This is a genomic window from Paraburkholderia fungorum (assembly GCF_003610895.1).
In the GTDB taxonomy this organism is placed as follows: domain Bacteria; phylum Pseudomonadota; class Gammaproteobacteria; order Burkholderiales; family Burkholderiaceae; genus Paraburkholderia; species Paraburkholderia fungorum_B.
The window spans coordinates 184365-206159 of sequence record NZ_MCAS01000005.1 but is presented as its reverse complement, the minus strand read 5'-3'; the positions used below and the strand labels follow the sequence as shown (position 1 = coordinate 206159).

The following is a 21795-nucleotide window of genomic DNA, read 5'->3' as shown; positions in this document are numbered from 1 at the left end:
AATCGAAAACCCCGGCGCCGCGAGGCGGCCGGGGTTTTTTCATGGCCGCTAACAGGTGCGCATCGAAAGCGTTCGGAAAGGAATGCGGGTATCCATTATCTGGGACATTCGCTCAATCGATGTATCGGGCCGCGGTGGCGATTCACTTCAAGGTGCGAATCGGATTAGAACGACTCGCCAAAAAAAGAAACCCGGCATTGAGCCGGGTTTCAAAGGACGGGTAACGAACAGTTTCAGGCAGGTGCCTGGATGTTCGATGCCTGTTTGCCTTTCGGGCCTTGCACGACCTCGAAGGTTACTTTTTGACCTTCCTTGAGGGTCTTGAACCCATTCATCTGGATGGCCGAGAAGTGTGCAAACAGATCCTCGCCGCCTTCGTCAGGCGTGATGAATCCGAAACCTTTTGCGTCATTGAACCATTTGACCGTACCAGTTGCCATTCCAACTTCCCCTGTAACTCATGTCACTACCACGAGCCCTCGAAAAGCTCGACGGCCGCACGATGCAGCCGCTCCCTCCTCACAAGCTCACCAACGGCATTTTTTCGAAATTATGGCGCAGTGAAAAAAGTGCCAGCTTGATTGTTGAGGCTCTTTATTCGAGTGTCAAGAAAATTTTGAGACGTCGTTGTCGTGTTGCAAACAGGCGTTTCCAGGGTTTTTCCGGCTTTTGTTTTGTTATGTGCGGTTGCCCGAGCGGGGTGTCTTGAAAAGTCGCATAATCGACTCACATGCAGTTCTGCGGGTCGTACAAACTACCGGTACAGGCCGGGCGAGCAGCTTCAGCCAGTACTGGCAGGTTGTGCGATACTCGATCCGACTGCGGCGCAGCACGACTGCGACGCTTCACAGGATAGGGGCCGGCTCCGCAATCGGCTCGTCGAATGACGCAACGCCGTGGGGGTAATTACCCATCAGGCGGTGGCGAACGGGCTCACCGGCCGGTATGCCGGGTTTTGACAGGATTGCGGGCCTGTCCTAGTTGTTTAGAATGGGTGTATGGCGATTATCCCGGACAAGCAGGACAGCACCGTACTGGAGCGGCAGGAGAAAAAGCTCAAGCCGCCATCCATGTACAAGGTGGTGCTGCTGAATGACGACTTCACGCCAATGGAATTTGTCGTGATGATCGTGCAGGAATATTTCAATAAAGATCGTGAAACCGCAACGCAGGTGATGTTGAAGGTGCATCGCGAGGGCAGGGGAGTTTGTGGGGTCTATACGCGGGACATCGCGTCGACCAAAGTCGAGCAAGTCGTTACCCACGCACGGCAGGCCGGGCATCCGCTGCAGTGTGTGATGGAGGAAGCATGATTGCCCAGGAACTGGAAGTCAGCCTGCACATGGCGTTCATGGAAGCACGCCAGGCGCGGCACGAGTTCATAACGGTCGAACACCTTTTGCTGGCACTGTTGGACAATCCAACGGCTGCGGAGGTGTTGCGTGCATGCGCGGCCAATATCGAGGATCTGCGCCAGAACCTGCGCAATTTCATTCATGACAACACGCCTACCGTGCCTGGCACGGACGACGTCGACACGCAGCCCACGCTGGGTTTCCAGCGTGTGATCCAGCGCGCGATCATGCATGTGCAGTCCACCTCGAATGGCAAGAAGGAAGTGACCGGCGCGAATGTGCTGGTGGCGATCTTCGGCGAGAAGGATTCGCATGCGGTGTACTACCTGCAGCAGCAGGGCGTGACGCGTCTGGACGTGGTGAATTTCATCTCGCATGGCATCGCGAAGACCAGCAGCACGGACGCCGCGAAAGCGAGCGACGCGAATGCCGAGTCCGACGAGGCCGCCGCGCAGAAGGAAACGCCGCTCGCCCAGTTCACGCAGAACCTGAACCAGATGGCGAAAGACGGCCGCATCGATCCGCTGATCGGGCGCGAGTCTGAGGTCGAGCGCGTGGTGCAGGTGCTATGCCGCAGGCGCAAGAACAATCCGCTGCTGGTCGGTGAGGCCGGGGTGGGCAAGACCGCGATCGCCGAAGGGCTCGCCTGGCGCATTACGCGCGGCGAAGTGCCGGATATCCTGGCCGATGCGCAGGTGTATTCGCTCGACATGGGCGCGCTGCTGGCCGGCACCAAGTACCGCGGTGACTTCGAGCAACGTCTGAAGACGGTCCTCAAGGAATTGAAGGAGCGTCCGCACGCCATTCTGTTCATCGACGAAATTCATACGCTGATCGGCGCGGGCGCCGCATCGGGCGGCACGCTCGACGCATCGAATCTGCTGAAGCCGGCGTTGTCGTCGGGCACGCTCAAGTGCATCGGCGCCACCACGTTCACCGAATATCGCGGCATCTTCGAAAAAGACGCGGCTTTGTCGCGCCGTTTCCAGAAGGTCGACGTGACCGAGCCGACCGTCGAGCAGACGGTGGCGATTCTGCGCGGGCTGAAGTCGCGTTTCGAAGAGCACCACGGCGTGAAGTATTCGTCGGGTGCGCTGTCGGCGGCGGCTGAGTTGTCGGCGCGCTTCATCACGGATCGTCATCTGCCGGACAAGGCGATCGACGTGATCGACGAAGCAGGCGCGGCGCAACGCATCCTGCCGAAGTCGAAGCAGAAGAAAACCATCGGCAAGAACGAGATCGAAGAAATCATCTCGAAGATTGCACGCGTCCCGCCGCAAAGCGTGTCGCAAGATGATCGCAGCAAGTTGCAAACGCTGGATCGGGATCTGAAGAGCGTGGTGTTCGGGCAAGACCCGGCTATCGACGCGCTGTCGGCCGCGATCAAGATGGCGCGTGCGGGCCTCGGCAAGCTCGACAAGCCGATCGGTGCGTTCCTATTCTCGGGCCCCACGGGCGTCGGCAAGACGGAAGTGGCGAAGCAGCTGGCGTTCACGCTAGGGATCGAGCTGATCCGCTTCGACATGTCGGAGTATATGGAGCGTCATGCGGTGAGCCGGTTGATTGGCGCGCCGCCGGGCTATGTCGGTTTCGACCAGGGTGGTTTGCTCACCGAAGCTGTCACGAAGAAGCCGCATTGCGTGCTGCTGCTCGACGAAATCGAGAAGGCGCATCCGGACATCTACAACGTGCTGCTGCAGGTGATGGACCACGGCACGTTGACGGACAACAACGGCCGCAAGGCGGATTTCCGCAACGTCATCATCATCATGACGACGAACGCGGGCGCCGAGGCAATGGGCAAGTCGGTGATCGGTTTCACGAACCGTCGGGAAACCGGCGACGAAATGGTCGACATCAAGCGCATGTTCACGCCGGAGTTCCGTAACCGTCTGGACGCAACGATCAGCTTCCGCTCGCTCGATGAGGAAATCATCATGCGCGTGGTCGACAAGTTCCTGATGCAGCTGGAAGACCAGTTGCATGAGAAGAAGGTCGATGCGCTCTTCACCGACGCGCTGCGTGCTCACCTCGCCAAGCACGGTTTCGATCCGTTGATGGGCGCGCGGCCGATGCAGCGTCTGATCCAGGATACGATCCGCCGTGCGCTGGCCGACGAGCTGCTGTTCGGCAAGCTGATGAACGGCGGCCGCGTGACGGTCGACGTGGATGCGGAAGACAAGGTGCAGTTGACCTTCGACGAGCATCCGGCGCCGCGCAATCCGAATCCGGAAGCGGTCGAGGTCGAGTAAATTTCAGGCGTTACGGCTGGCAGAAAAAACGGCGCGGGTTTAAACCCGCGCCGTTTTTTTATGGCCATTTCAGTTCGCTTCGACCAACAGCCCTCAGTCTGCAGTTGGCGACCCGGAGCCGATTACGCACTCAATGCTTGCCGGTGCTCCCGAAGCCGCCCGCACCACGCTCGCTGCTTTCGAAATCGTCGACGATATTGAATTCGGCCTGAACCACCGGCACGATCACGAGTTGCGCGAGGCGCTCCATCGGATTCAGCACGAACGTGGTCTCGCCGCGGTTCCACGTCGAGATCATCAGCTGACCTTGATAATCCGAATCGATCAGGCCGACTAAATTGCCCAGCACGATCCCATGTTTATGACCCAGCCCCGAGCGCGGCAGAATCAACGCCGCATAACCCGGATCGCCGACGTGAATTGCCAGACCCGTCGGTACCAGCGCGGTTTCGCCGGGTTTCAGCGTCAACGGTTCGTCGAGGCAGGCGCGCAGGTCGAGGCCCGCGCTGCCGGTGGTGGCGTAGGCCGGGAGTTGTTCGCGCATGCGCGCATCGAGGATCTTCAGGTCGAGTTTCATGCAGGTTCGAAGGGTTAGGGAGTAGAGGCCGGGCGTCCGGTTTGGAACGCGTCGGCGAGAAGTTCATAGGAGCGCAGCCGGGCGCGGTAGCTGCCCGCTACGGTGAGCACAATCAGTTCGTCGGCCTGGAACTGTTCCTGCAACGCATGCAGCCGCTCCGTGACGGTTTCCGGCGTGCCGACGATACTGCGCGGCTTCTCGCGGTCGATCACCAGACGCTCGCGCTCGCCGTATTCCTGAGCGAGGCCCTGTTCGACGGTTGGGATCGGCGCATTCAGGCCGTAGGCCATTTGCACGCGACGCAGGTCGACGGCTTTTTCCAGATCGGCGGCTTCCTGCTCGGTGTCCGCGCAGATCACGAATACGGCTGCGGCCAGATAGGGCTGCTGCGTTTCCAGGCTCGCTTTGAAGCGATCACGATAAGCATGTGCGACCTGATGCCCAAAATGCGCGTTGATGAAATGCGCAAACGCAAAGCGGATGCCGAGCTGTGCCGCGAGCAGGCCGCCGAATTCACTCGAGCCAAGCATCCACAGTTGCGGACGCGTGGCAATCTGCGGTTGCAGCAACACGCCGTGCGCGAGGTGATCTTCGGGCAGCGTGCCGTGCATCAGGCCGACCAGATCGGCAACCTGTTGCGTGAAAATGTCGCCGCGATTGTAGGCGCCGGCCGCGACCGCTTGCGCCGTGCGCATGTCGCCGCCGGGGGCGCGCCCTACGCCGAGATCGATGCGATTGGGAAACAGCGCCTCGAGCATCATGAATTGCTCGGCAACCTTGAACGGGCTGTAGTACGGCAGCATGACGCCGCCGGAGCCCACGCGGATGCGTTTGGTGATGCTGCCGAGGCGCGCCAGCATCACCTCGGGGCAGGGATTCGACACGCCGCGCAAGCCGTGATGCTCGGCGCACCAATAGCGCGTGTAACCGAGGTCGTCGGCGAGCTGCGCGAGTTCGAGGGTGGCGGCGATGGCGTCCGCCACTGAGTGTCCGTCGATCACGGGCGTTTGATCGAGCACGGAAAGTAGCGTCATGTCAGTACTGCTCCAGATACAGATAACCCGGTGCGCTGGAGGCGCAGGCGGCGAGCCCGGTGGCCGCCGCGTGCGGCCTTAGCGGATCCGACTTGCGTCGGGCAGACGTCGGGCAATTTCCACGATCAATGCGCGCGCGAGCGTCTGCTTGTCGGCGCGCGGCAGCTTTGTGGCGCCGCCTGCTTCGAACAGGATGACTTCGTTGTCGTCGAGACCGAACGTCAACGGGCCGAGATTGCCGATCAGAAGCGGCACGTTCTTGCGCAGGCGCTTTTCTTCACCGTGCACTTCGAGGTCGCCGCTTTCCGCTGCAAAGCCGACTGCGAAAGGCGGATGCGGCAGCTTGGCCACGGACGCCAGAATGTCCGGATTCTCGACGAAGGTGAAGGTGGGCAGCGCGCGCTCCGCGGTCTTCTTGATCTTCTGTTCGCTCACGTGATCGACACGCCAGTCGGCCACTGCGGCCACGCCGATAAAGATGTCGGCGTCCGCGACCGAGCGCATCACCGCGTCGTGCATTTGCCGCGCCGTTTGCACGTCTTCGCGGAACACGCCCCACGGCGTGTCCAGCGCGACGGGGCCGGCGATCAGATGCACGTCGGCACCCGCTTGTTGCGCGGCGCGCGCCAACGCGAAGCCCATTTTGCCGCTCGAACGGTTGGTGATGCCGCGCACCGGATCGAGCGGCTCGAAGGTCGGCCCGGCGGTCAGCAACACGCGACGCCCGGACAGGATCTTGGGCGAGAAGAACGAGGCGATCGCCTCAAACGTGGCGGCGGCTTCCAGCATCCGCCCGTCGCCGATTTCGCCGCACGCTTGCGGGCCTGAATCGGGGCCGAGTACTTCAATGCCGTCCGCGCGCAGCTGCGCAACGTTGCGTTGGGTAGCCGGGTTTTGCCACATCTGCCGGTTCATCGCCGGCACGACGAGCAGCGGACAATCACGCGCGACACACAGGGTGGAGAGCAGATCGTCGGCCATGCCGTGCGCGAGCTTGGCGAGGAAATCGGTGGAGGCGGGCGCAATCACGATCGCGTCGGCTTCACGTGACAGATCGATGTGCGCCATGTTGTTCGGCACGCGAGCGTCCCACTGGCTGGTGTAGACCGGCCGGCCGGACAGCGCCTGCATCGTGACGGGGGTGATGAACTGAGCGGCCGCTTCGGTCATGACGATCTGGACGGTCGCGCCGGCCTTCGTCAGGAGCCGTGTGAGCTCGGCGATCTTGTAGCAGGCAATGCCGCCCGTCATGCCGAGGACGAGGTGTTTTCCTGCGAGTTCTGCGGTTGCCAACGAAAGCCTCCGACAAAGCGTGGTGGCGGGCAGCGGTGCGGCTGCCGCACCGTTAGCCGCCTACGAATCGGCGCTGAAGCGCCGTTAGCGCGAGCCGCGTACGCGCCGCAACTCGTCGAGCACGAGCAGGATCGCGCCGATCGTGATCGCGCTGTCGGCGAGATTGAACGCCGGCCAGTGCCATGCGCGCACGTGGAAATCGAGGAAATCGATCACATGCCCGTATGCGAGCCGGTCAATCACGTTGCCGAGCGCACCGCCGAGAATCAGCGAGAGCGCCGTGCAGAACATCTTCTGTCCGCCGTGACGCTTGAGCAGATAGCAGATCACAAGTGCCGCGACCACGCCGAGCGCGGTGAACGCCCAGCGCTGCCAGCCGCCCGCCATCGCGAGGAAGCTGAAGGCGGCGCCCCGGTTGTACACGAGGATCAGGTTGAAAAACGGCGTGACCTCATGCGGAACACCGTAGGCAAACACCTTCTGGATCGCGATCTTGGTGAGCTGATCGAACAGGATCACGATCAGCGCAACGCCAAGCCAGGGCGCCAACGAACTGTTTCCGGACGACGCTTTCGACACGGTTCTTGCCATTATGCCGCGCTCCTCGTTTCGCCGTTGCCGAACAGATTGCTGAAGCAGCGGCCGCACAGCGTGGGGTGCTCGGCATTGGCGCCGACGTCCGCGCGGTAGTGCCAGCAGCGCTCGCACTTCAGATACTTCGAGGCGATCACTTCGACACCTTCCTGCGCTTCGCTGTCGACCTTCACGACGTTCGCCGCCGAGGTGATCAGCACGAACTTGAGGTCGTCGCCGAGGCTCGTGAGCGCGTCGTAGCGCGCGCCGCTTGCACGGATTTCGACGTCCGCCTGCAGCGACGAACCGATCAGGTTCGCGACGCGTGCTTCTTCCAGCGCCTTGGTCACGTCGCTACGTGCTGCGCGCAGCAGCGTCCATTTGTCGAGCAGATCGCCGGCTTGCGGCACTGCCGGGAACGCGTGATACGTCTCGGTGAAGATCGTTTCGCTGTCCGGCTGGAACACTTTCCACGCTTCTTCCGCGGTGAACGACATGAACGGCGCCATCAGACGCAGCAGGCCGTGCGCGATGTGATACAGCGCGGTCTGCGCCGAGCGGCGCGCGACCGAGTCGGCCGCCGTGGTGTACAGACGGTCCTTCAGCACGTCCAGATAGAAGCCGCCCAGGTCTTCCGAGCAGAACGTCTGCAACTTGGCGACCACCGGGTGGAATTCGTACTTGTCGTAGTGCGAGAGGATGTCGTTCTGCAGATTCGCCGACAGCGCCACAGCGTAGCGATCGATCTCGAGCCAGTCTTCGACCGGACGCGCGTGTTGCGCGAAGTCGAAGTCGGACAGGTTCGCGAGCAGGAAGCGCAGCGTGTTGCGGATGCGGCGATAGCTTTCCGTCACGCGCTTCAGGATTTCTTCGGAGATGGCCAGCTCGCCCGAGTAATCGGTCGAGGCGATCCACAGACGAATGATTTCCGCGCCGAGGCGGTTTGCCACTTCATGCGGATCGATACCGTTGCCGAGCGACTTGCTCATCTTGCGGCCTTCGCCGTCGACGGTGAAGCCGTGCGTGAGCAGCGCGTTGTACGGCGGGCGGCCGTCGAGCATCGAAGCGGTCAGGAGCGACGAGTGGAACCAGCCGCGATGCTGGTCCGAGCCTTCCAGATACAGGTCGGCCGGGAATTGCAGTTCGTCTTTGTGCGAGCCGCGCAGCACGTGCCAGTGCGTGGTGCCCGAATCGAACCAGACGTCGAGCGTGTCGCGGTTCTTTTCGTACATGTTGGCGTCGTCGCCGAGCAGCTCGCGCGGGTCGAGCGTTTGCCACGCTTCGATGCCGGCCTTCTCGACGCGTTGCGCGACTTCTTCGAGCAATTCCAGCGTGCGCGGATGCAACTCGCCGGTTTCCTTGTGCACGAAGAACGCCATCGGCACACCCCATTGGCGCTGGCGCGACAGCGTCCAGTCCGGGCGATTCGCGATCATGCTGAACAGGCGCTGCTTACCCCACGACGGATAGAAGGCGGTGTTCTCGATGCCTTCGAGCGCGGTTTCGCGCAGTGTCTTGCCGGAGTCGTTCGGCTTCACGTCCATACCGGCGAACCATTGCGAGGTCGCGCGGTAGATGATCGGCGTTTTGTGGCGCCAGCAGTGCATGTAGCTGTGCCGATAGTTCTCGGTGCGCAGCAGCGAGCCGGCTGCCCGCAGGGCTTCGACGATCTGCGGATTGGCCGCCCAGATCGACAGGCCGCCGAACAGCGCGAGCGACTCGATGTAACGGCCGTCGCCCATTACCGGGCTGATGATGTCCGAATCCGCCATGCCGTGCGCCTTGCACGACACGAAGTCTTCCACGCCGTAGGCCGGCGACGAGTGGACGACACCCGTGCCCGATTCGGTGGTTACGTAGTCGCCGAGATAAACCGGCGCTGTGCGCTTGTAGGCCGGATGCGCAGCGGCGAGCGGATGATTGAAGCGCAGGTTGACGAGCTTCGCGCCCGGCGCGGTTGCGATGATCGCGCCTTCCAGTTCGTACTGTTTCAGGCACGCTTCAACCCGCTCTTCGGCGAGGATCAGCAGGCCGCGCGGCGTGTCGACCAGCGCGTAGACGATTTCCGGATGCAGGTTCAGCGCCTGGTTGGCGGGGATGGTCCACGGCGTGGTGGTCCAGATCACGATGCCGCCTTCGTTGCGCGGCAGCGAAGTCAGGCCAAAAGCCTGCGCGGTCTTTTCCGGCTCCGCGAAGCTGAACAGCACGTCGATGGTCGGATCGGTTTTGTCCGCATATTCCACTTCCGCTTCGGCCAGCGCCGAGCCGCAGTCGAAACACCAGTTGACCGGCTTCAGCCCGCGGAATACGTAGCCCTTCTCCAGGATCTTCGCGAGCGCGCGGATTTCGCCGGCCTCGTTGGTGAAGTTCATCGTCTTGTACGGGTTGTCCCAGTCGCCTAGCACACCCAGGCGGCGGAAGCCGGCCTTCTGCTTTTCGATCTGTTCGGTCGCGTAAGCGCGCGCCTTCTGCATCACTTCGGCGGCCGGCAGCGACTTGCCGAACTGCTTTTCGATCTGGATTTCGATCGGCATGCCGTGGCAATCCCAGCCCGGCACGTAGGCCGCGTCGAAGCCCGCCAGATTGCGGGCCTTGACGACCATGTCCTTGAGGATCTTGTTCACCGCGTGGCCGAGGTGGATGTCACCGTTGGCGTACGGGGGGCCGTCGTGCAGGATGAACTTCTTGCGGCCCTTGCTGGCAGCGCGGATCGTCTCGTAGACCTTGCGTTCCTGCCATTCCTTGACCCATTGCGGCTCGCGCTTGGGCAGGTCGCCACGCATCGGGAACGGCGTGTCGAGCAGGTTGACCGGATAGCGTGACTGCGGTTTCGAATCGGCTTTCTTATTGCTCATGATGAGGTCGCGGTGAATTCTTTCTAAGCGCAGCGAAGCTGCGGATTGCGCATGAAGCGCGGGGCGTGGGGCGCGCCCGGCAGGCATGTCGCGTGATCCACGGACGCCCTTCGATGCGCGCGGCGGTGGGTACATGCAGCGCTCAGCGCGCTGGCATGTACCGCGGCGGCTATCTAATTCGGTCGGTGGCCGAGGTGGCGAAACCGGTGGAACGGCTGCCCGGCGTGCCGGCGCCGACAGCCGCGAACCACGCGCGCGCATTGGCGACGTCGCGCGCGATAGCGGCGGTCAGCGTTTCGAGGTCGACGTACTTTTCCTCGTCGCGCAGCTTTTTCAGGAATTCGACGCGCACGAGCTTACCGTACGCATCGCCGTGCCAGTCGAGCAGGTGCACTTCGAGCAACACGCGGCCGGAATCGTCGACGGTGGGGCGCAAGCCGAGGCTGGCGACGCCGGGCAACGGTTCGTCCGCCACGCCATGCACGCGCACCACGAAAATACCGGCCAGCGCCGGGCGCTTGTGCGCGATCGGCAGATTGAGCGTGGGAAAACCGAGGTCGCGGCCGAGTTTCATGCCGTGGACGACGTGGCCGCTGATCAGGTAGTCGCGGCCCAGCGCGGCACGCGCGGAGTCGAGATCGCCGGCCACCAGCGCCGTGCGCACGCCCGAGCTGGAAATACGCGCGCCGGACGGATCGGCCACGGTGGCCATCTGCTCGACTTCGAAACCGTACTGCTGGCCAGCGGCCTTGAGCGAGGCGAAATCGCCCGCGCGCTTCGCGCCGTAGCGGAAGTCGTCGCCGATCATGACCCAGCGGGCATGCAGCCCGTTGACGATGATCCGTTCGACAAACGTATCCGGCGACTGGCTCGCGAAGGTGTGATTGAAATGCTCGACCACGACCCGGTCTACGCCGTTAGTGCGCAGCGCCTCGAGCTTGTCGCGCAACATGGCGATACGGGGCGGCGCGCCGGCCGGATTGAAGAACTCGCGCGGGTGCGGCTCGAAGGTCATCACGCAGACGGGCAGGCCGCGTGCATCGGCTGCGGCCCGGACGTGGGCGAGCAAAGCCTGATGGCCGCGGTGGACACCGTCGAAGTTGCCGATAGTCAGTGCGCAGGGCGCACGGCTTTCAGCATTGGGAAGACCGCGGAAGACTCTCACGATAGCGGGTTTGAGGTAGGGCGGCCGGGGAGCCGCAAAACAAACGATTATAAACGCTCAGCGCACGAGACGGCGGCGCGTCGCCGTTTCAGTGTCCCCCGAATGATAAAATCCGCGGATGAAAAAACTCGTCATCCTGATTTCCGGACGGGGAAGCAACATGGAAGCTATAGTTCGCGCCTGCGCGGACGAGGGCTGGGCGGCGCAAGTCGCCGCCGTGATTGCCAACCGTCCTGACGCTGCGGGCCTTGCGTTCGCGGCGTCGCACGGCATTGCCACGGCGGTGGTCGACCATCGCCAGTTTCCCGATCGCGAGAGCTTCGACACCGCGCTGGCGCGCGAAATCGACAGCTTCGCGCCCGATCTGGTCGTGCTCGCCGGCTTCATGCGGGTGCTCACGCCCGGTTTCGTCGACCGTTACGCCGGGCGCATGCTGAACGTGCACCCGTCGCTGCTGCCGAGCTTTCCGGGCCTGAAAACCCATCAACAGGCGCTTGACGCCGGCGTGCGCTTGCACGGCGCGTCGGTGCATTTTGTCACGTCGCAGCTGGATCACGGGCCGATCGTCGCGCAGGCGGCTGTCCCCATTGAGGCTGGCGACACCCCCGCCATGCTCGCGGAACGCGTGCTGGCAACCGAACACATTATCTATCCACGCGCGGTGCGCTGGTTCGTCGAAGGGCGTCTTGCTCTCGACGGCTTGCGCGTCACGCTTACGCCGCCGGAGCCGCAATGGCTCTTTGCCGGTCACACCGCCGGAGAGGGCGCATGAGATTACATGGTTTTTTGATTGGACAAACTGAGACTTTGCTGGCTGAAGTCCTGAAACTCAACGGCCCGGCCGACGCTACGACGAGCCGTTTCTTCCGCGCGCATCCCAAGCTCGGGCACGGCGAGCGCGGCGTGATCGCCGAGGCGGTCTTCGCGGTGCTGCGCCGCCGGATGGAATTCGCCCACCTCGCCGAAGGTGGCGCGGGCAGCCCGGCTCGCCGCATGGCCTTGCTGGGACTGATGCAGACGGCAGGGCGCACGGCCCTCAAGCCGTTCCTGTCGGACACCGAGTCGCACTGGCTCGAACACGTTTCGAAGATTGACCCGGAGAGCCTGCCGCTGCGGATTCGCCTGAATCTGCCCGAGTGGATCCACCAGGCGCTGTCGAAGCGTTTCGAACCCGCGGAACTGGCGCAACTGGCCGCCGCGCTGAACTATCCGGCGCCGCTGGACCTGCGCGCGAACCCGATCAAGGCAAGCCGCGACGACGTGCTGAACGCGCTGTCGAAGGCCGGCATCGAAGGTGGCGCGACGCCTTTCGCACCGTTCGGCGTGCGGGTGGTCGGCAAGCCGCCGCTCACCAAGCTCGACGCGTTCCAGCATGGCTGGGTCGAAGTTCAGGACGAGGGAAGCCAGTTGCTGTGTTCGCTGGTCGCGCCCAAGCGCGGCGAAATGATCGTGGACTTCTGCGCGGGCGCGGGCGGCAAGACGCTGGCGCTGGGCGCGGCGATGCGCTCCACCGGGCGTTTGTACGCCTTCGACATCTCCGAGCGGCGCCTTGCCAAGCTCAAGCCGCGCCTCGCGCGCAGCGGGCTGTCGAACGTGAATCCGGTGCTGATCGACAGTGAGCACGACGCCAAGATCAAGCGCCTGGCCGGCAAGATCGACCGGGTGCTGGTCGACGCACCGTGCAGCGGCCTGGGTACGCTGCGCCGCAACCCGGACCTGAAGTGGCGCCAGTCGCCGGAATCGGTGGCCGAGCTGGCGCCGAAGCAATTGTCGATTCTGGCCAGCGCCTCGCGTCTGGTGAAGAAGGGCGGCCGTCTCGTCTACGCAACCTGCTCGATTCTGGAAGCGGAAAACGAAGCTGTTGTGCAGCAGTTCCTCGCTGCCCACCCGGACTTCGCTTTGGTGCCGGCGCGCGACGTGCTCGCCGAGCAGCGCATCGATCTGGAAATGGGCGATTACCTGTCGCTGTGGCCGCATCTTCACGCCACCGACGGTTTCTTCGCGGCCGTGCTGGAACGCCAGAGCTAAACGCAGCAGGCTACTCGCGCGGCGCACCGGGTTCTTTTCCTGAACCCGGTGCGCCGGCGATTTCGGCGACATCATGCTAAACCGTATTTTTCCTCACATGTTCGGCGACCTCGCGCGTGACTTCGGGCAACCGGTCATGCTGTGGCAGGTCGGCGTGCTGCTTGGGACGCTTGCCGTCGCGTGGCTGCTCGCGCGCCTCGTGCGCCGCACGCTCGACCTGCGGCGCCAGACGCGTTACCAGACTCTGCGCTTCGGCGCGGAAAGCCTGAACCGTGCCTTCTTTCCGCTGATCGGCGCGGCGCTCGTCTGGCTGGCGCAGGCGATCACCGGCCAGTTCATGCACACCGCGCTGCTCGACCTGGCGCTGGTGCCCCTGTTCGGCATCGGCCTGATTTACATCGTGTTTTTCTTCGCGCGGCGGGTTTTCAGCCACGACGGTGCGAATCATCCGTGGCTGTTCCTGGTCGAGAAGATCGTCTCGCTGGTCGTCTGGGCCGGCATGATCCTGACCGTGATGGGCATTCAGGACGACGTGATTGCCTGGATGGGCAGCGTGCGCTTCAGGGTCGCGAATGCGCACATGACGCTGCTCTCGCTCACCACGGGTCTCCTATGGGTGTGCGTGACGATGATCGTCGCGATGTGGCTCGGCGCCACTTTCGAAGACCGGCTGATGCGCTCAAAGACGCTCGACGCCAACCTCAAGGTGGTGGTGGCGCGAGTCGGCCGTGCCGCGTTCGTGCTGGCGGCGATACTGATCAGCCTGTCGCTGGTCGGCATCGACATTACCGTGTTGGGCGTATTCGGCGGCGCGCTCGGTGTGGGGCTTGGGTTCGGGCTGCAGAAGATCGCCAGCAATTACGTCTCGGGCTTCATCATTCTGATCGACCGCTCGCTGCGCATTGGCGACACGATCAACGTCAGCGGCCTGCAGGGCATGGTCACGCAGATCCGCACGCGTTATACCGTGGTGCGCGGCCTGGACGGCATCGAAACGCTGATCCCGAACGAAAAGCTGATTACGGACGTGGTGCAGAACCAGTCCTCCTATCAGACGCGCGGCCATGCCAAGCTGGCCGTGCAGGTCGCCTACTCCTGCGACGTCGAGCAGGCAATGGCGCTGCTCGCCGAGGCCGCGCAGGGCGTTGCGCGCGTGCTGCAGGAACCGGCGCCTACGCCCTATCTGGTGAGCTTTGGCGCCGACGGCATCAATCTCGAACTGGGTTTCTGGATCGAAGACGCGGCGACGGGCACCTCGGGCGTGCGCTCGGCGGTGAATCGCAACATCTGGCGTTTGTTCTCTGAACACGACATCTCGATTCCTTTCGCGCAACGCGAAGTGCGAATCGTCGGCAACGTGAGCGACGCAATGCCGCAAGCGGTAACAATGACCGCTCCTGCGGCCAATCAGGCCGACAGCGCCCGCTGACGGGCACCTGGCACCCGCTGGCAGGTCTGAAAATGACCTCCGGCGTGTTCTATTCCGTTGATGCCACACAAAAAATCCCTATTTGTTACAAACACTTGGAACGCTTCAAGTAGAATATCGTCCAATCCCGTTGTATGCTTTCACTTTCTTGACATGCGTATTTTGCGTGTGTCTGGCGTCTCTTGTTCCACAGGTAAATTGCCTTGTTGAATTCCTTGCTCGATTTCCTTGCCCACGGTCTGCTGCACTTCTCGTGGTGGCAACTTGTGCTGTACACGCTGGTCGCGACGCACATCACGATCATTGGCGTAACGGTCTATCTGCATCGCTGCCAGGCGCACCGCGCGCTGGAGCTGCATCCGGTCGTCAGTCATTTTTTCCGTTTCTGGCTGTGGATGACCACGGGCATGTTGACCGGCCAATGGGCCGCGATTCACCGTAAGCACCACGCCAAGTGCGAGACCGAAGAAGATCCGCACAGCCCGCAAACGCGCGGCATCTGGAAGGTGCTGCTCGAAGGCGCGGAACTGTATCGTAGCGAAGCCAAGAATGAAGAAACCATGCGCAAGTTCAGTCACGGCACGCCGAACGACTGGATGGAACGCAACGTCTACACCAAGTACCCGATCCTCGGCGTGAGCCTGATGATGGTGCTGAACGTCGCGCTGTTCGGCGTCGTCGGCCTGACCATCTGGGCTGTGCAAATGGTGTGGATTCCGTTCTGGGCCGCCGGTGTCGTGAACGGCCTTGCGCACTGGTGGGGCTACCGTAACTTCAACTCGTCGGATGCCAGCACCAACATTTTCCCGTGGGGCATCATCATCGGTGGTGAAGAGCTGCATAACAATCACCACACCTACGCGACGTCGGCCAAGCTGTCGAACAAGTGGTATGAGTTCGACATCGGCTGGATGTACATCCGCATCATGTCGGCGTTCCGTCTGGCCAAGGTGAAGAAGGTCGCGCCTACGCCGCGTCTCACCTCCGGCAAGCTGGTGCTCGATCAGGATACGTTGCAAGCCGTGCTGGCAAACCGCTATGAAGTGATGGCGCGTTACGGCAAGGCGCTCAAGCGTGCTTACCGCCAGGAGCTGGCACATCTGAAGGAAGTGGGCGCGCGCGAGAAGTATCAGGTCATGCGCGGCGCGCGTAGCTGGTTCCACAAGGAAGAGGCGGGTCTCGACGAGCCGCAGAAGCGTCAGTTGCCGCAAATCTTTGCGAACAGCCAGAAGCTCAAGACCTACATCGACATGCGCAACGAGCTGGCAGCAATGTGGGAGCGCTCCAATGCGTCGCGCGATCAACTGTTGATTCAGTTGCAAGACTGGTGTCATCGCGCTGAGCAGAGCGGTATCAAAGCGCTGCAGGAATTCGCAATGCGTCTGCGTCGCTATGCTTGATCGTATGCCCGATCGCGAAATCTATTAAAATTTCGTTACGTCACAAAACCCCGCGTTGGCGGGGTTTTGCTTTTTGGGCCGCGGTAATTTCAACGACACGCGATTGATAGTCCGCGGCGGCAGAGCGAAGGCAGAGGAGATCATGGATCAGCAGACGATCAGGGCCGTCGAATACGACCGCCCACTGGCGCAGGGCATGACCTGCGGGATCGGGCAGGCGTGGGCGAAGGTGCCCGACGTGCCGTCGGCGGAGCAGAGGGTGGCGCTGAAGGAACGCATCCGCGCATTGCTCAAGCGCGAAAAAGCCGTGCTCGTCGCGCACTACTATGTCGACGCAGAGCTGCAGGAACTCGCCGACGAAACCGGCGGCTGCGTGGCTGATTCGCTCGAGATGGCGCGTTTCGGCCGAGATCATGAAGCGCAAACGCTGGTGGTGGCGGGCGTGCGTTTCATGGGCGAGACCGCGAAAATCCTGAGTCCGGACAAACGCATTCTGATGCCCGATCTCGACGCGACCTGTTCGCTCGACCTCGGCTGTCCGGTCGATGAATTCTCGGCCTTCTGTGACGCCCATCCGGATCGCACGGTGGTCGTGTATGCGAACACCAGCGCGGCGGTTAAGGCGCGTGCGGACTGGATGGTGACGTCGTCGATCGGGCTGGAGATCGTTGCCGACTTGCACGCACGCGGCGAAAAGATCATCTGGGCGCCGGACCGGCACCTTGGCAGCTATATCCAGAGCAAGACCGGCGCGGACATGCTGCTGTGGCAGGGTTCGTGTCTCGTGCACGACGAATTCAAAAGCATCGAACTCGATCTGTTGCGCGCCGAATATCCGGGCGCAAAAGTGCTGGTGCATCCGGAGTCGCCTGCCAACGTAGTGGCGCAAGCGGATGTGGTGGGTTCGACAACCCAGTTGATCGATGCCGCGCAAAAACTCGACGCGACGCATTTCATCGTGGCTACCGATCTCGGCATTCTGCACAAGATGCAGCTTGCTGCGCCCGGCAAGACCTTGATCGCCGCGCCCACGGCCGGCAACAGCGCGACCTGCAAGAGCTGCGCGCATTGCCCGTGGATGGCGATGAACGGCCTCGCCAATCTGGCTGACGTGCTCGAGCGCGGTCACAACGAAATCTTCGTCGACCGGGCGATTGGCGAGCGTGCCCGTCTACCGATCGACCGGATGCTCGACTTCGCGGCGCGTCACAAGAAACGCGTGCAAGCCAGTGGCGACCTCGCGCGTGACGCGCAACTGTATTCGAACGTGGGAGCGGCGTAATGGGGGCGGTGGAACACAATCAGGCCGAGGCGGTGTCGCCGTTGTTCGCGGAGATTCAGGCACAGTACGGCGCCGCATTCGATGCGGCGTTGGCGCGCAACGTCGCTGACGCGCTCGCCGAAGATGTTGGCGCGGGCGATCAGACCGGCCGCCTCGTTCCCGCGGACGACGTGCGCGATGCGCGCATTATTGTGCGTGAAGATGCTGTGCTGTGCGGTGTGCCCTGGTTCAACGCGGTGATGCGCCAGCTCGATCCGCGCATCGGCGTGCAGTGGCGTTATCGCGAGGGTGATCGTATGACGGCGGATACGCCGGTTTGCGAGTTGCACGGTCCTGTTCGTGCGCTGTTGACCGCTGAACGCAATGCGCTGAATTTCCTGCAACTGCTGTCGGGTGTGGCGACTGCGACGCGCCGCTATGTTGACGCGATTGCTCACACTCAGACGCGTGTCCTCGATACGCGTAAGACCTTACCGGGCTTGCGGCTCGCGCAGAAATACGCGGTGCGCGTGGGCGGTGGTGCGAATCAGCGGCTTGCGTTGTATGACGGTATTCTGATCAAGGAAAACCACATCGCCGCAGCGGGCGGTGTTGGCGCCGCGATGGATGCGGCGCTCGCGCTGAACGCGGGCGTGTCGATCCAGATCGAAGTGGAAACGCTGGCGCAGTTGGAAATCGCCTTGACGCATCGCGCGAAATCGGTTCTGCTGGATAATTTTTCGTTCGATGCGATGCGCGACGCGGTGCGTATTACCGCCGGGCGGGCAGTGCTGGAGGTGTCGGGTGGCGTGAACTTCGAGACGGTGCGGACTATTGCGGAAACGGGTGTCGACCGCGTGTCCATCGGTGCACTGACCAAAGATGTGCGCGCGACGGATTACTCCATGCGGATCGTCTAAGCTGTACACCCACGCTGTTCTCAATCCATGAAAAAGCCATCGCCGGGAAACCGGCGATGGCTTTTTCACTGCAGCGTTGCAAGTCACACGTTGCGGTTACGCACGTGCTCTGGCGACAGGACCGTTGGCAGCGCTTTAGGCAAAGTGGCCGGCCAGTCGCGGCTGAAGTGCAGGCCGCGGCTCTCGCGCCGTGAGCGGGCGCCTTCGACAATCAGCGACGCCACGTCGACCAGATTGCGCAGTTCAAGCAAATCGCGGCTGACCTTGAAATTCGCGTAATACTCGTGGATCTCGTCGCGCAGCAGGGCGAGCCGATGCTTGGCTCGCATAAGCCGCTTGTCCGTGCGCACAATGCCCACGTAGTTCCACATGAGGCGGCGCAGCTCATCCCAGTTGTGCGCGACGACCACTTCTTCGTCTGGATCGGACACGCGGCTTTCGTCCCAGTCCGGCAGCGGGGCGTGAACCGCGGCGCTGAAACCTTCTTCCTCAATGGCCTGCGCAGCGGAACGTCCGATCACAAGACACTCGAGTAAGGAATTGCTTGCAAGCCGGTTTGCGCCGTGCAGACCGGTGCATGACGTTTCCCCGACCGCGTAGAGGCCTGCCAGATCGGTGCGGCCTGCCAGATCCGTCACGACGCCGCCGCACGTGTAGTGCGCGGCAGGCACAACCGGAATGGGTTCCTTCGTGATGTCGATACCGAATTCGAGGCAGCGGGCCAGAATCGTCGGGAAGTGTTCACGCAGGAATTCCGGCGACTGATGGCTGATGTCGAGATATACGCAATCAATGCCGCGCTTTTTGATCTCGAAGTCGATTGCGCGCGCGACGATGTCGCGCGGCGCGAGTTCGGCGCGCTCGTCGTGGTTCGGCATGAAGCGCGTGCCGTCGGGCAGCTTCAGAATACCGCCTTCGCCGCGCACCGCTTCCGAGATCAGGAAGGACTTCGCATAAGGATGGAACAGGCAGGTTGGATGGAACTGGATGAATTCCATGTTCGACACGCGGCAGCCAGCGCGCCAGGCCATCGCGATACCGTCGCCAGTCGCAGTGTCGGGGTTGGTGGTGTACAGATAGACCTTGCCGGCGCCGCCGGTTGCGAGCACGGTATGCGGCGCTTCGATCGTCACGGTGCGGCCGCTTTGCAGATCGAGTGCGTACAAACCGTGGCAGCGACGGCCGGGCAACCCGAGGCGATCGGATGTGATCAGGTCGATCGCGTAGTGGTCTTCGAGCAGGGTAATGTTGGGATGACGGCGCACCAGTTCGCTGAGCGTGGCGACCACGGCATGGCCAGTTGCATCCGCAGCGTGAATGATCCGGCGATGACTATGGCCGCCTTCACGTGTCAGATGAAAGCCGAGTTCGGCCGCGTCGTCTTTGGTGAATGGCACGCCTTGCTCAATCAGCCATTCGATCGCGGCGCGCCCATGCTCGACGATGAAGCGTGTTGCCGTCTCGTCGCACAAACCGCCGCCGGCTATCAGCGTGTCGCGCACGTGGTTTTCGATGCTGTCCGCTGAGTCCAGTACCGCGGCGATCCCGCCTTGCGCCCAATCGCTCGCGCCTTCGGTCATCGATCGCTTGGCGACCACCGCAACCCGCCGGGACTGCGCGAGATTGAGCGCGACGCTCAAACCTGCCAGACCGCTACCGACAATCGCTACATCGAATTCCATCGCCCGCATCTCCATCTTTCGTTTTGCCATGACGCCGTGCCGTCCGCACGCCGCTAAAACGAGAAAGGATACGCGCCACAACGAGTGAGGGAAAGCTGGCCGAACAGGATAGGACTGTCCTGATAGGAAAAGAGCAGCTAAAGAACAGCTAAAGAACAGCTGGATAGTGCGATGATGGAGTTCGGAAAACAAAAAAGCCCTGCACGAATGCAGGGCTTTTTTGCAAGTCTTTTTGCCTTCGTCAGGCAGGAGCCAAGATTTATTTAATCTTGGTTTCCTTGTAGTCAACGTGCTTACGGACGACCGGATCAAATTTCTTGATCAGCATCTTTTCCGGCATGTTGCGTTTGTTCTTCGTCGTCGTGTAGAAGTGACCCGTGCCTGCGGTCGATTCCAACTTGATCTTGTCGCGTGCGCCTTTCGCCATGATTTACTCCTTAGGCTTCACCGCGTGCGCGCAGATCTGCGAGCACAGCGTCGATACCGTTCTTGTCGATCAGGCGCAGGCCGGCGTTCGAAACGCGCAGACGCACCCAACGGTTTTCGCTTTCCACCCAAATACGGCGGTTTTGCAGGTTCGGCAGGAACCGGCGCTTGGTTTTGTTGTTCGCGTGGGAAACGTTGTTGCCGCTCATCGGCGCTTTCCCAGTTACTTGGCATACGCGTGCCATGAGAGCACTCCTAATACGCTAATTCTGAGTTCGAACGCCGTGAAAGTTTCCCGAAAAGAGCCGCGCTTTGGAGTTCATTGAAGAGTTCATTGAAACTCGGAGGCACGTTTCCTTTCCGGAACGCCTTGGTGGCTTCGGAACAGGGGGTTGGAAATAGGCAAACCGGAATTCTAGCAGAAAAAAAGCCGCAAAATCAAACCTTATTTGCGATGCCGAACGCGGCTTGCCGTTATCGGACCCCAGGTTCGGACCATTTCAAGGCCAGCCGGCGCGGGCAAACGAGTAGGTACTGTCGGTGCCGATCACCAGATGATCGATCAGCTTCACGTCGATCAGCGCAAGGGCGTCGCGCAGCGTATGCGTCAACCGGCAGTCGCTCGCGCTTGGCTGGACGGCGCCGGAGGGGTGATTATGCGCGACGATCAGGCTGGCGGCATTCAGACTGAGAGCACGCCGCACGATCTCGCGCGGATAGACCGCCATGCGTGTGAGCGTGCCGTGTGCGCTTTCTTCACAGGAGATCAGCCGATGCCGGGCGTCGAGAAAGAGCGACACGAAGACCTCCTGCGTCTTGCCGCCTATATGCAGGCGCAGATAGTCCTGTACGGCCTCTGGCGAGTTCATCAGTGAACGATCACGCATTTTATCGACCAGCGAGCGCCGTGCCATCTCCATGATGGCGAGCAACTGTGCCTTCTTTGCCGGACCGATGCCGCGCAGGCCGTTGAAGTCCGAATAGGTGGCGTCGAGCATGCTCCGTAGCGAGCCGAACCGTTCGAGCAGGGTCTGCGCGACGTTGAACACATCGTGGCCGGGCAGGCCGGAGCCGAGCACGAGCACGACCATTTCGGTGTCGGACAGCACGCGCGGCCCCTGTTCGATCAGGCGCTCGCGCGGCATGTCGCTTTTAAGCCATTTGCCGCGTACGCGCTGTCGGGCGGGCGGCCTGGCGGCGTTCGCGGCAGTCTCGGCAATGCGAACGGCCGGATCGGCTTTGGCATGGTTCAATGCGGCACAAGCGCTCGGTGACGCCGGGGCGGGCGCCTTTGCAGCGCGCGCGGCCGGCGCTGGCGGGCTTGCATCGCGTGCCGCTTTGTCTATCGTGCAGGCGTAATCAGCCATATCAGGTACGTATCCTCCAGTTCGGTTCGGGGCGGCGCGCGGTGCCCGGCCGTGCCGCGATGCGTGCGACGGACCCAAGCCGCCGCCGGCTATGTGGCTTACAATAGGCGCTTTGCGCACGGCACCACGACGGTTTGCCACACGCGTCGACTGCGCCCGCGGCGCACGCGTGCAGCGC

The 21795-nt window shown here is 62.2% G+C and carries 19 protein-coding genes; 8 read left to right on the top strand and 11 right to left on the bottom strand.

The window, feature by feature from the left end; all coding sequences use genetic code 11:
• Positions 1–233: 233 nt before the first annotated feature.
• Complete coding sequence (locus BCY88_RS07190) at positions 234–440, bottom strand: cold-shock protein (RefSeq protein WP_007180614.1); 207 nt, start codon at positions 438–440, stop codon at positions 234–236.
• A 558-nt stretch (positions 441–998) separates the two neighbouring features.
• Here BCY88_RS07190 and clpS point away from each other — a divergent pair.
• Positions 999–1313 (top strand): ATP-dependent Clp protease adapter ClpS, encoded by a 315-nt coding sequence (gene clpS, locus BCY88_RS07185; RefSeq protein WP_028197902.1) that lies wholly within the window; start codon positions 999–1001, stop codon positions 1311–1313.
• A complete protein-coding gene (gene clpA / locus BCY88_RS07180) occupies positions 1310–3607 on the top strand; it encodes an ATP-dependent Clp protease ATP-binding subunit ClpA (protein WP_120289911.1) in 2298 nt (765 codons plus the stop codon). The genes clpS and clpA overlap by 4 nt, the downstream gene beginning before the upstream one ends.
• A 130-nt stretch (positions 3608–3737) precedes the next feature.
• Here the strand turns inward: clpA and dut are convergent, their stop codons facing one another.
• From dut to BCY88_RS07150, 6 genes are all read right to left on the bottom strand, one after another.
• A complete protein-coding gene (gene dut, locus BCY88_RS07175) occupies positions 3738–4184 on the bottom strand; it encodes a dUTP diphosphatase (RefSeq protein WP_120343582.1) in 447 nt (148 codons plus the stop codon).
• Positions 4185–4198: 14 nt separating this feature from the next.
• Positions 4199–5218, bottom strand: coding sequence for an LLM class flavin-dependent oxidoreductase (locus tag BCY88_RS07170; RefSeq protein WP_120343581.1), 1020 nt, complete (start codon positions 5216–5218; stop codon positions 4199–4201).
• A gap of 78 nt (positions 5219–5296) precedes the next feature.
• Positions 5297–6511, bottom strand: a complete 1215-nt coding sequence (coaBC, locus tag BCY88_RS07165) for a bifunctional phosphopantothenoylcysteine decarboxylase/phosphopantothenate--cysteine ligase CoaBC (protein ID WP_120343580.1) — start codon at positions 6509–6511, stop codon at positions 5297–5299.
• An 84-nt stretch (positions 6512–6595) separates the two neighbouring features.
• Positions 6596–7102, bottom strand: a complete 507-nt coding sequence (lspA, locus tag BCY88_RS07160; protein WP_028197898.1) for a signal peptidase II — start codon at positions 7100–7102, stop codon at positions 6596–6598.
• On the bottom strand, positions 7102–9939 hold the full coding sequence (gene ileS / locus BCY88_RS07155; protein WP_120343579.1) for an isoleucine--tRNA ligase: 2838 nt from the start codon (positions 9937–9939) through the stop codon (positions 7102–7104). The genes lspA and ileS overlap by 1 nt, the downstream gene beginning before the upstream one ends.
• A gap of 169 nt (positions 9940–10108) precedes the next feature.
• On the bottom strand, positions 10109–11104 hold the full coding sequence (locus BCY88_RS07150) for a bifunctional riboflavin kinase/FAD synthetase (protein WP_120343578.1): 996 nt from the start codon (positions 11102–11104) through the stop codon (positions 10109–10111).
• Positions 11105–11222: 118 nt separating this feature from the next.
• On the opposite strand from BCY88_RS07150, the gene purN reads away from it, so the two are divergent.
• From purN to nadC, 6 genes are all read left to right on the top strand, one after another.
• Positions 11223–11876: a phosphoribosylglycinamide formyltransferase gene (purN, locus tag BCY88_RS07140; RefSeq protein WP_120343577.1), complete on the top strand. Its 654-nt coding sequence runs from the start codon at positions 11223–11225 to the stop codon at positions 11874–11876.
• Positions 11873–13132 carry an RsmB/NOP family class I SAM-dependent RNA methyltransferase gene (locus BCY88_RS07135; protein ID WP_120343576.1) on the top strand — a complete coding sequence of 420 codons (1260 nt, stop codon included), beginning with the start codon at positions 11873–11875 and terminating at the stop codon, positions 13130–13132. The genes purN and BCY88_RS07135 overlap by 4 nt, the downstream gene beginning before the upstream one ends.
• 73 nt (positions 13133–13205) lie before the next feature.
• A complete protein-coding gene (locus tag BCY88_RS07130) occupies positions 13206–14561 on the top strand; it encodes a mechanosensitive ion channel family protein (protein ID WP_120343575.1) in 1356 nt (451 codons plus the stop codon).
• A 203-nt stretch (positions 14562–14764) separates the two neighbouring features.
• Entirely contained in the window at positions 14765–15961 is a 1197-nt protein-coding gene (locus BCY88_RS07125) for a DesA family fatty acid desaturase (protein WP_120343574.1), read from the top strand.
• 142 nt (positions 15962–16103) lie between these two features.
• A complete protein-coding gene (gene nadA, locus BCY88_RS07120; protein WP_120343573.1) occupies positions 16104–17243 on the top strand; it encodes a quinolinate synthase NadA in 1140 nt (379 codons plus the stop codon).
• The gene (gene nadC, locus BCY88_RS07115; protein ID WP_120343572.1) at positions 17243–18142 is read left to right on the top strand and encodes a carboxylating nicotinate-nucleotide diphosphorylase; all 900 of its coding nucleotides are present in this window, start codon (positions 17243–17245) and stop codon (positions 18140–18142) included. Before nadA ends, nadC begins: the two co-directional genes overlap by 1 nt.
• Positions 18143–18225: 83 nt before the next feature.
• Here nadC and nadB read toward each other — a convergent pair whose 3' ends face one another.
• The 4 genes from nadB to radC all read right to left on the bottom strand — a co-directional run bounded on the left by nadB (position 18226) and on the right by radC (position 21503).
• Complete coding sequence (gene nadB, locus BCY88_RS07110; RefSeq protein WP_120343571.1) at positions 18226–19824, bottom strand: L-aspartate oxidase; 1599 nt, start codon at positions 19822–19824, stop codon at positions 18226–18228.
• Positions 19825–20083: 259 nt separating this feature from the next.
• Positions 20084–20251 (bottom strand): 50S ribosomal protein L33, encoded by a 168-nt coding sequence (gene rpmG / locus BCY88_RS07105; RefSeq protein WP_006050116.1) that lies wholly within the window; start codon positions 20249–20251, stop codon positions 20084–20086.
• Positions 20252–20261: 10 nt separating this feature from the next.
• A complete protein-coding gene (rpmB, locus tag BCY88_RS07100) occupies positions 20262–20495 on the bottom strand; it encodes a 50S ribosomal protein L28 (RefSeq protein WP_007180631.1) in 234 nt (77 codons plus the stop codon).
• A 255-nt stretch (positions 20496–20750) separates the two neighbouring features.
• Entirely contained in the window at positions 20751–21503 is a 753-nt protein-coding gene (radC, locus tag BCY88_RS07095) for a RadC family protein (protein WP_310796110.1), read from the bottom strand.
• Positions 21504–21795 lie beyond the last annotated feature (292 nt).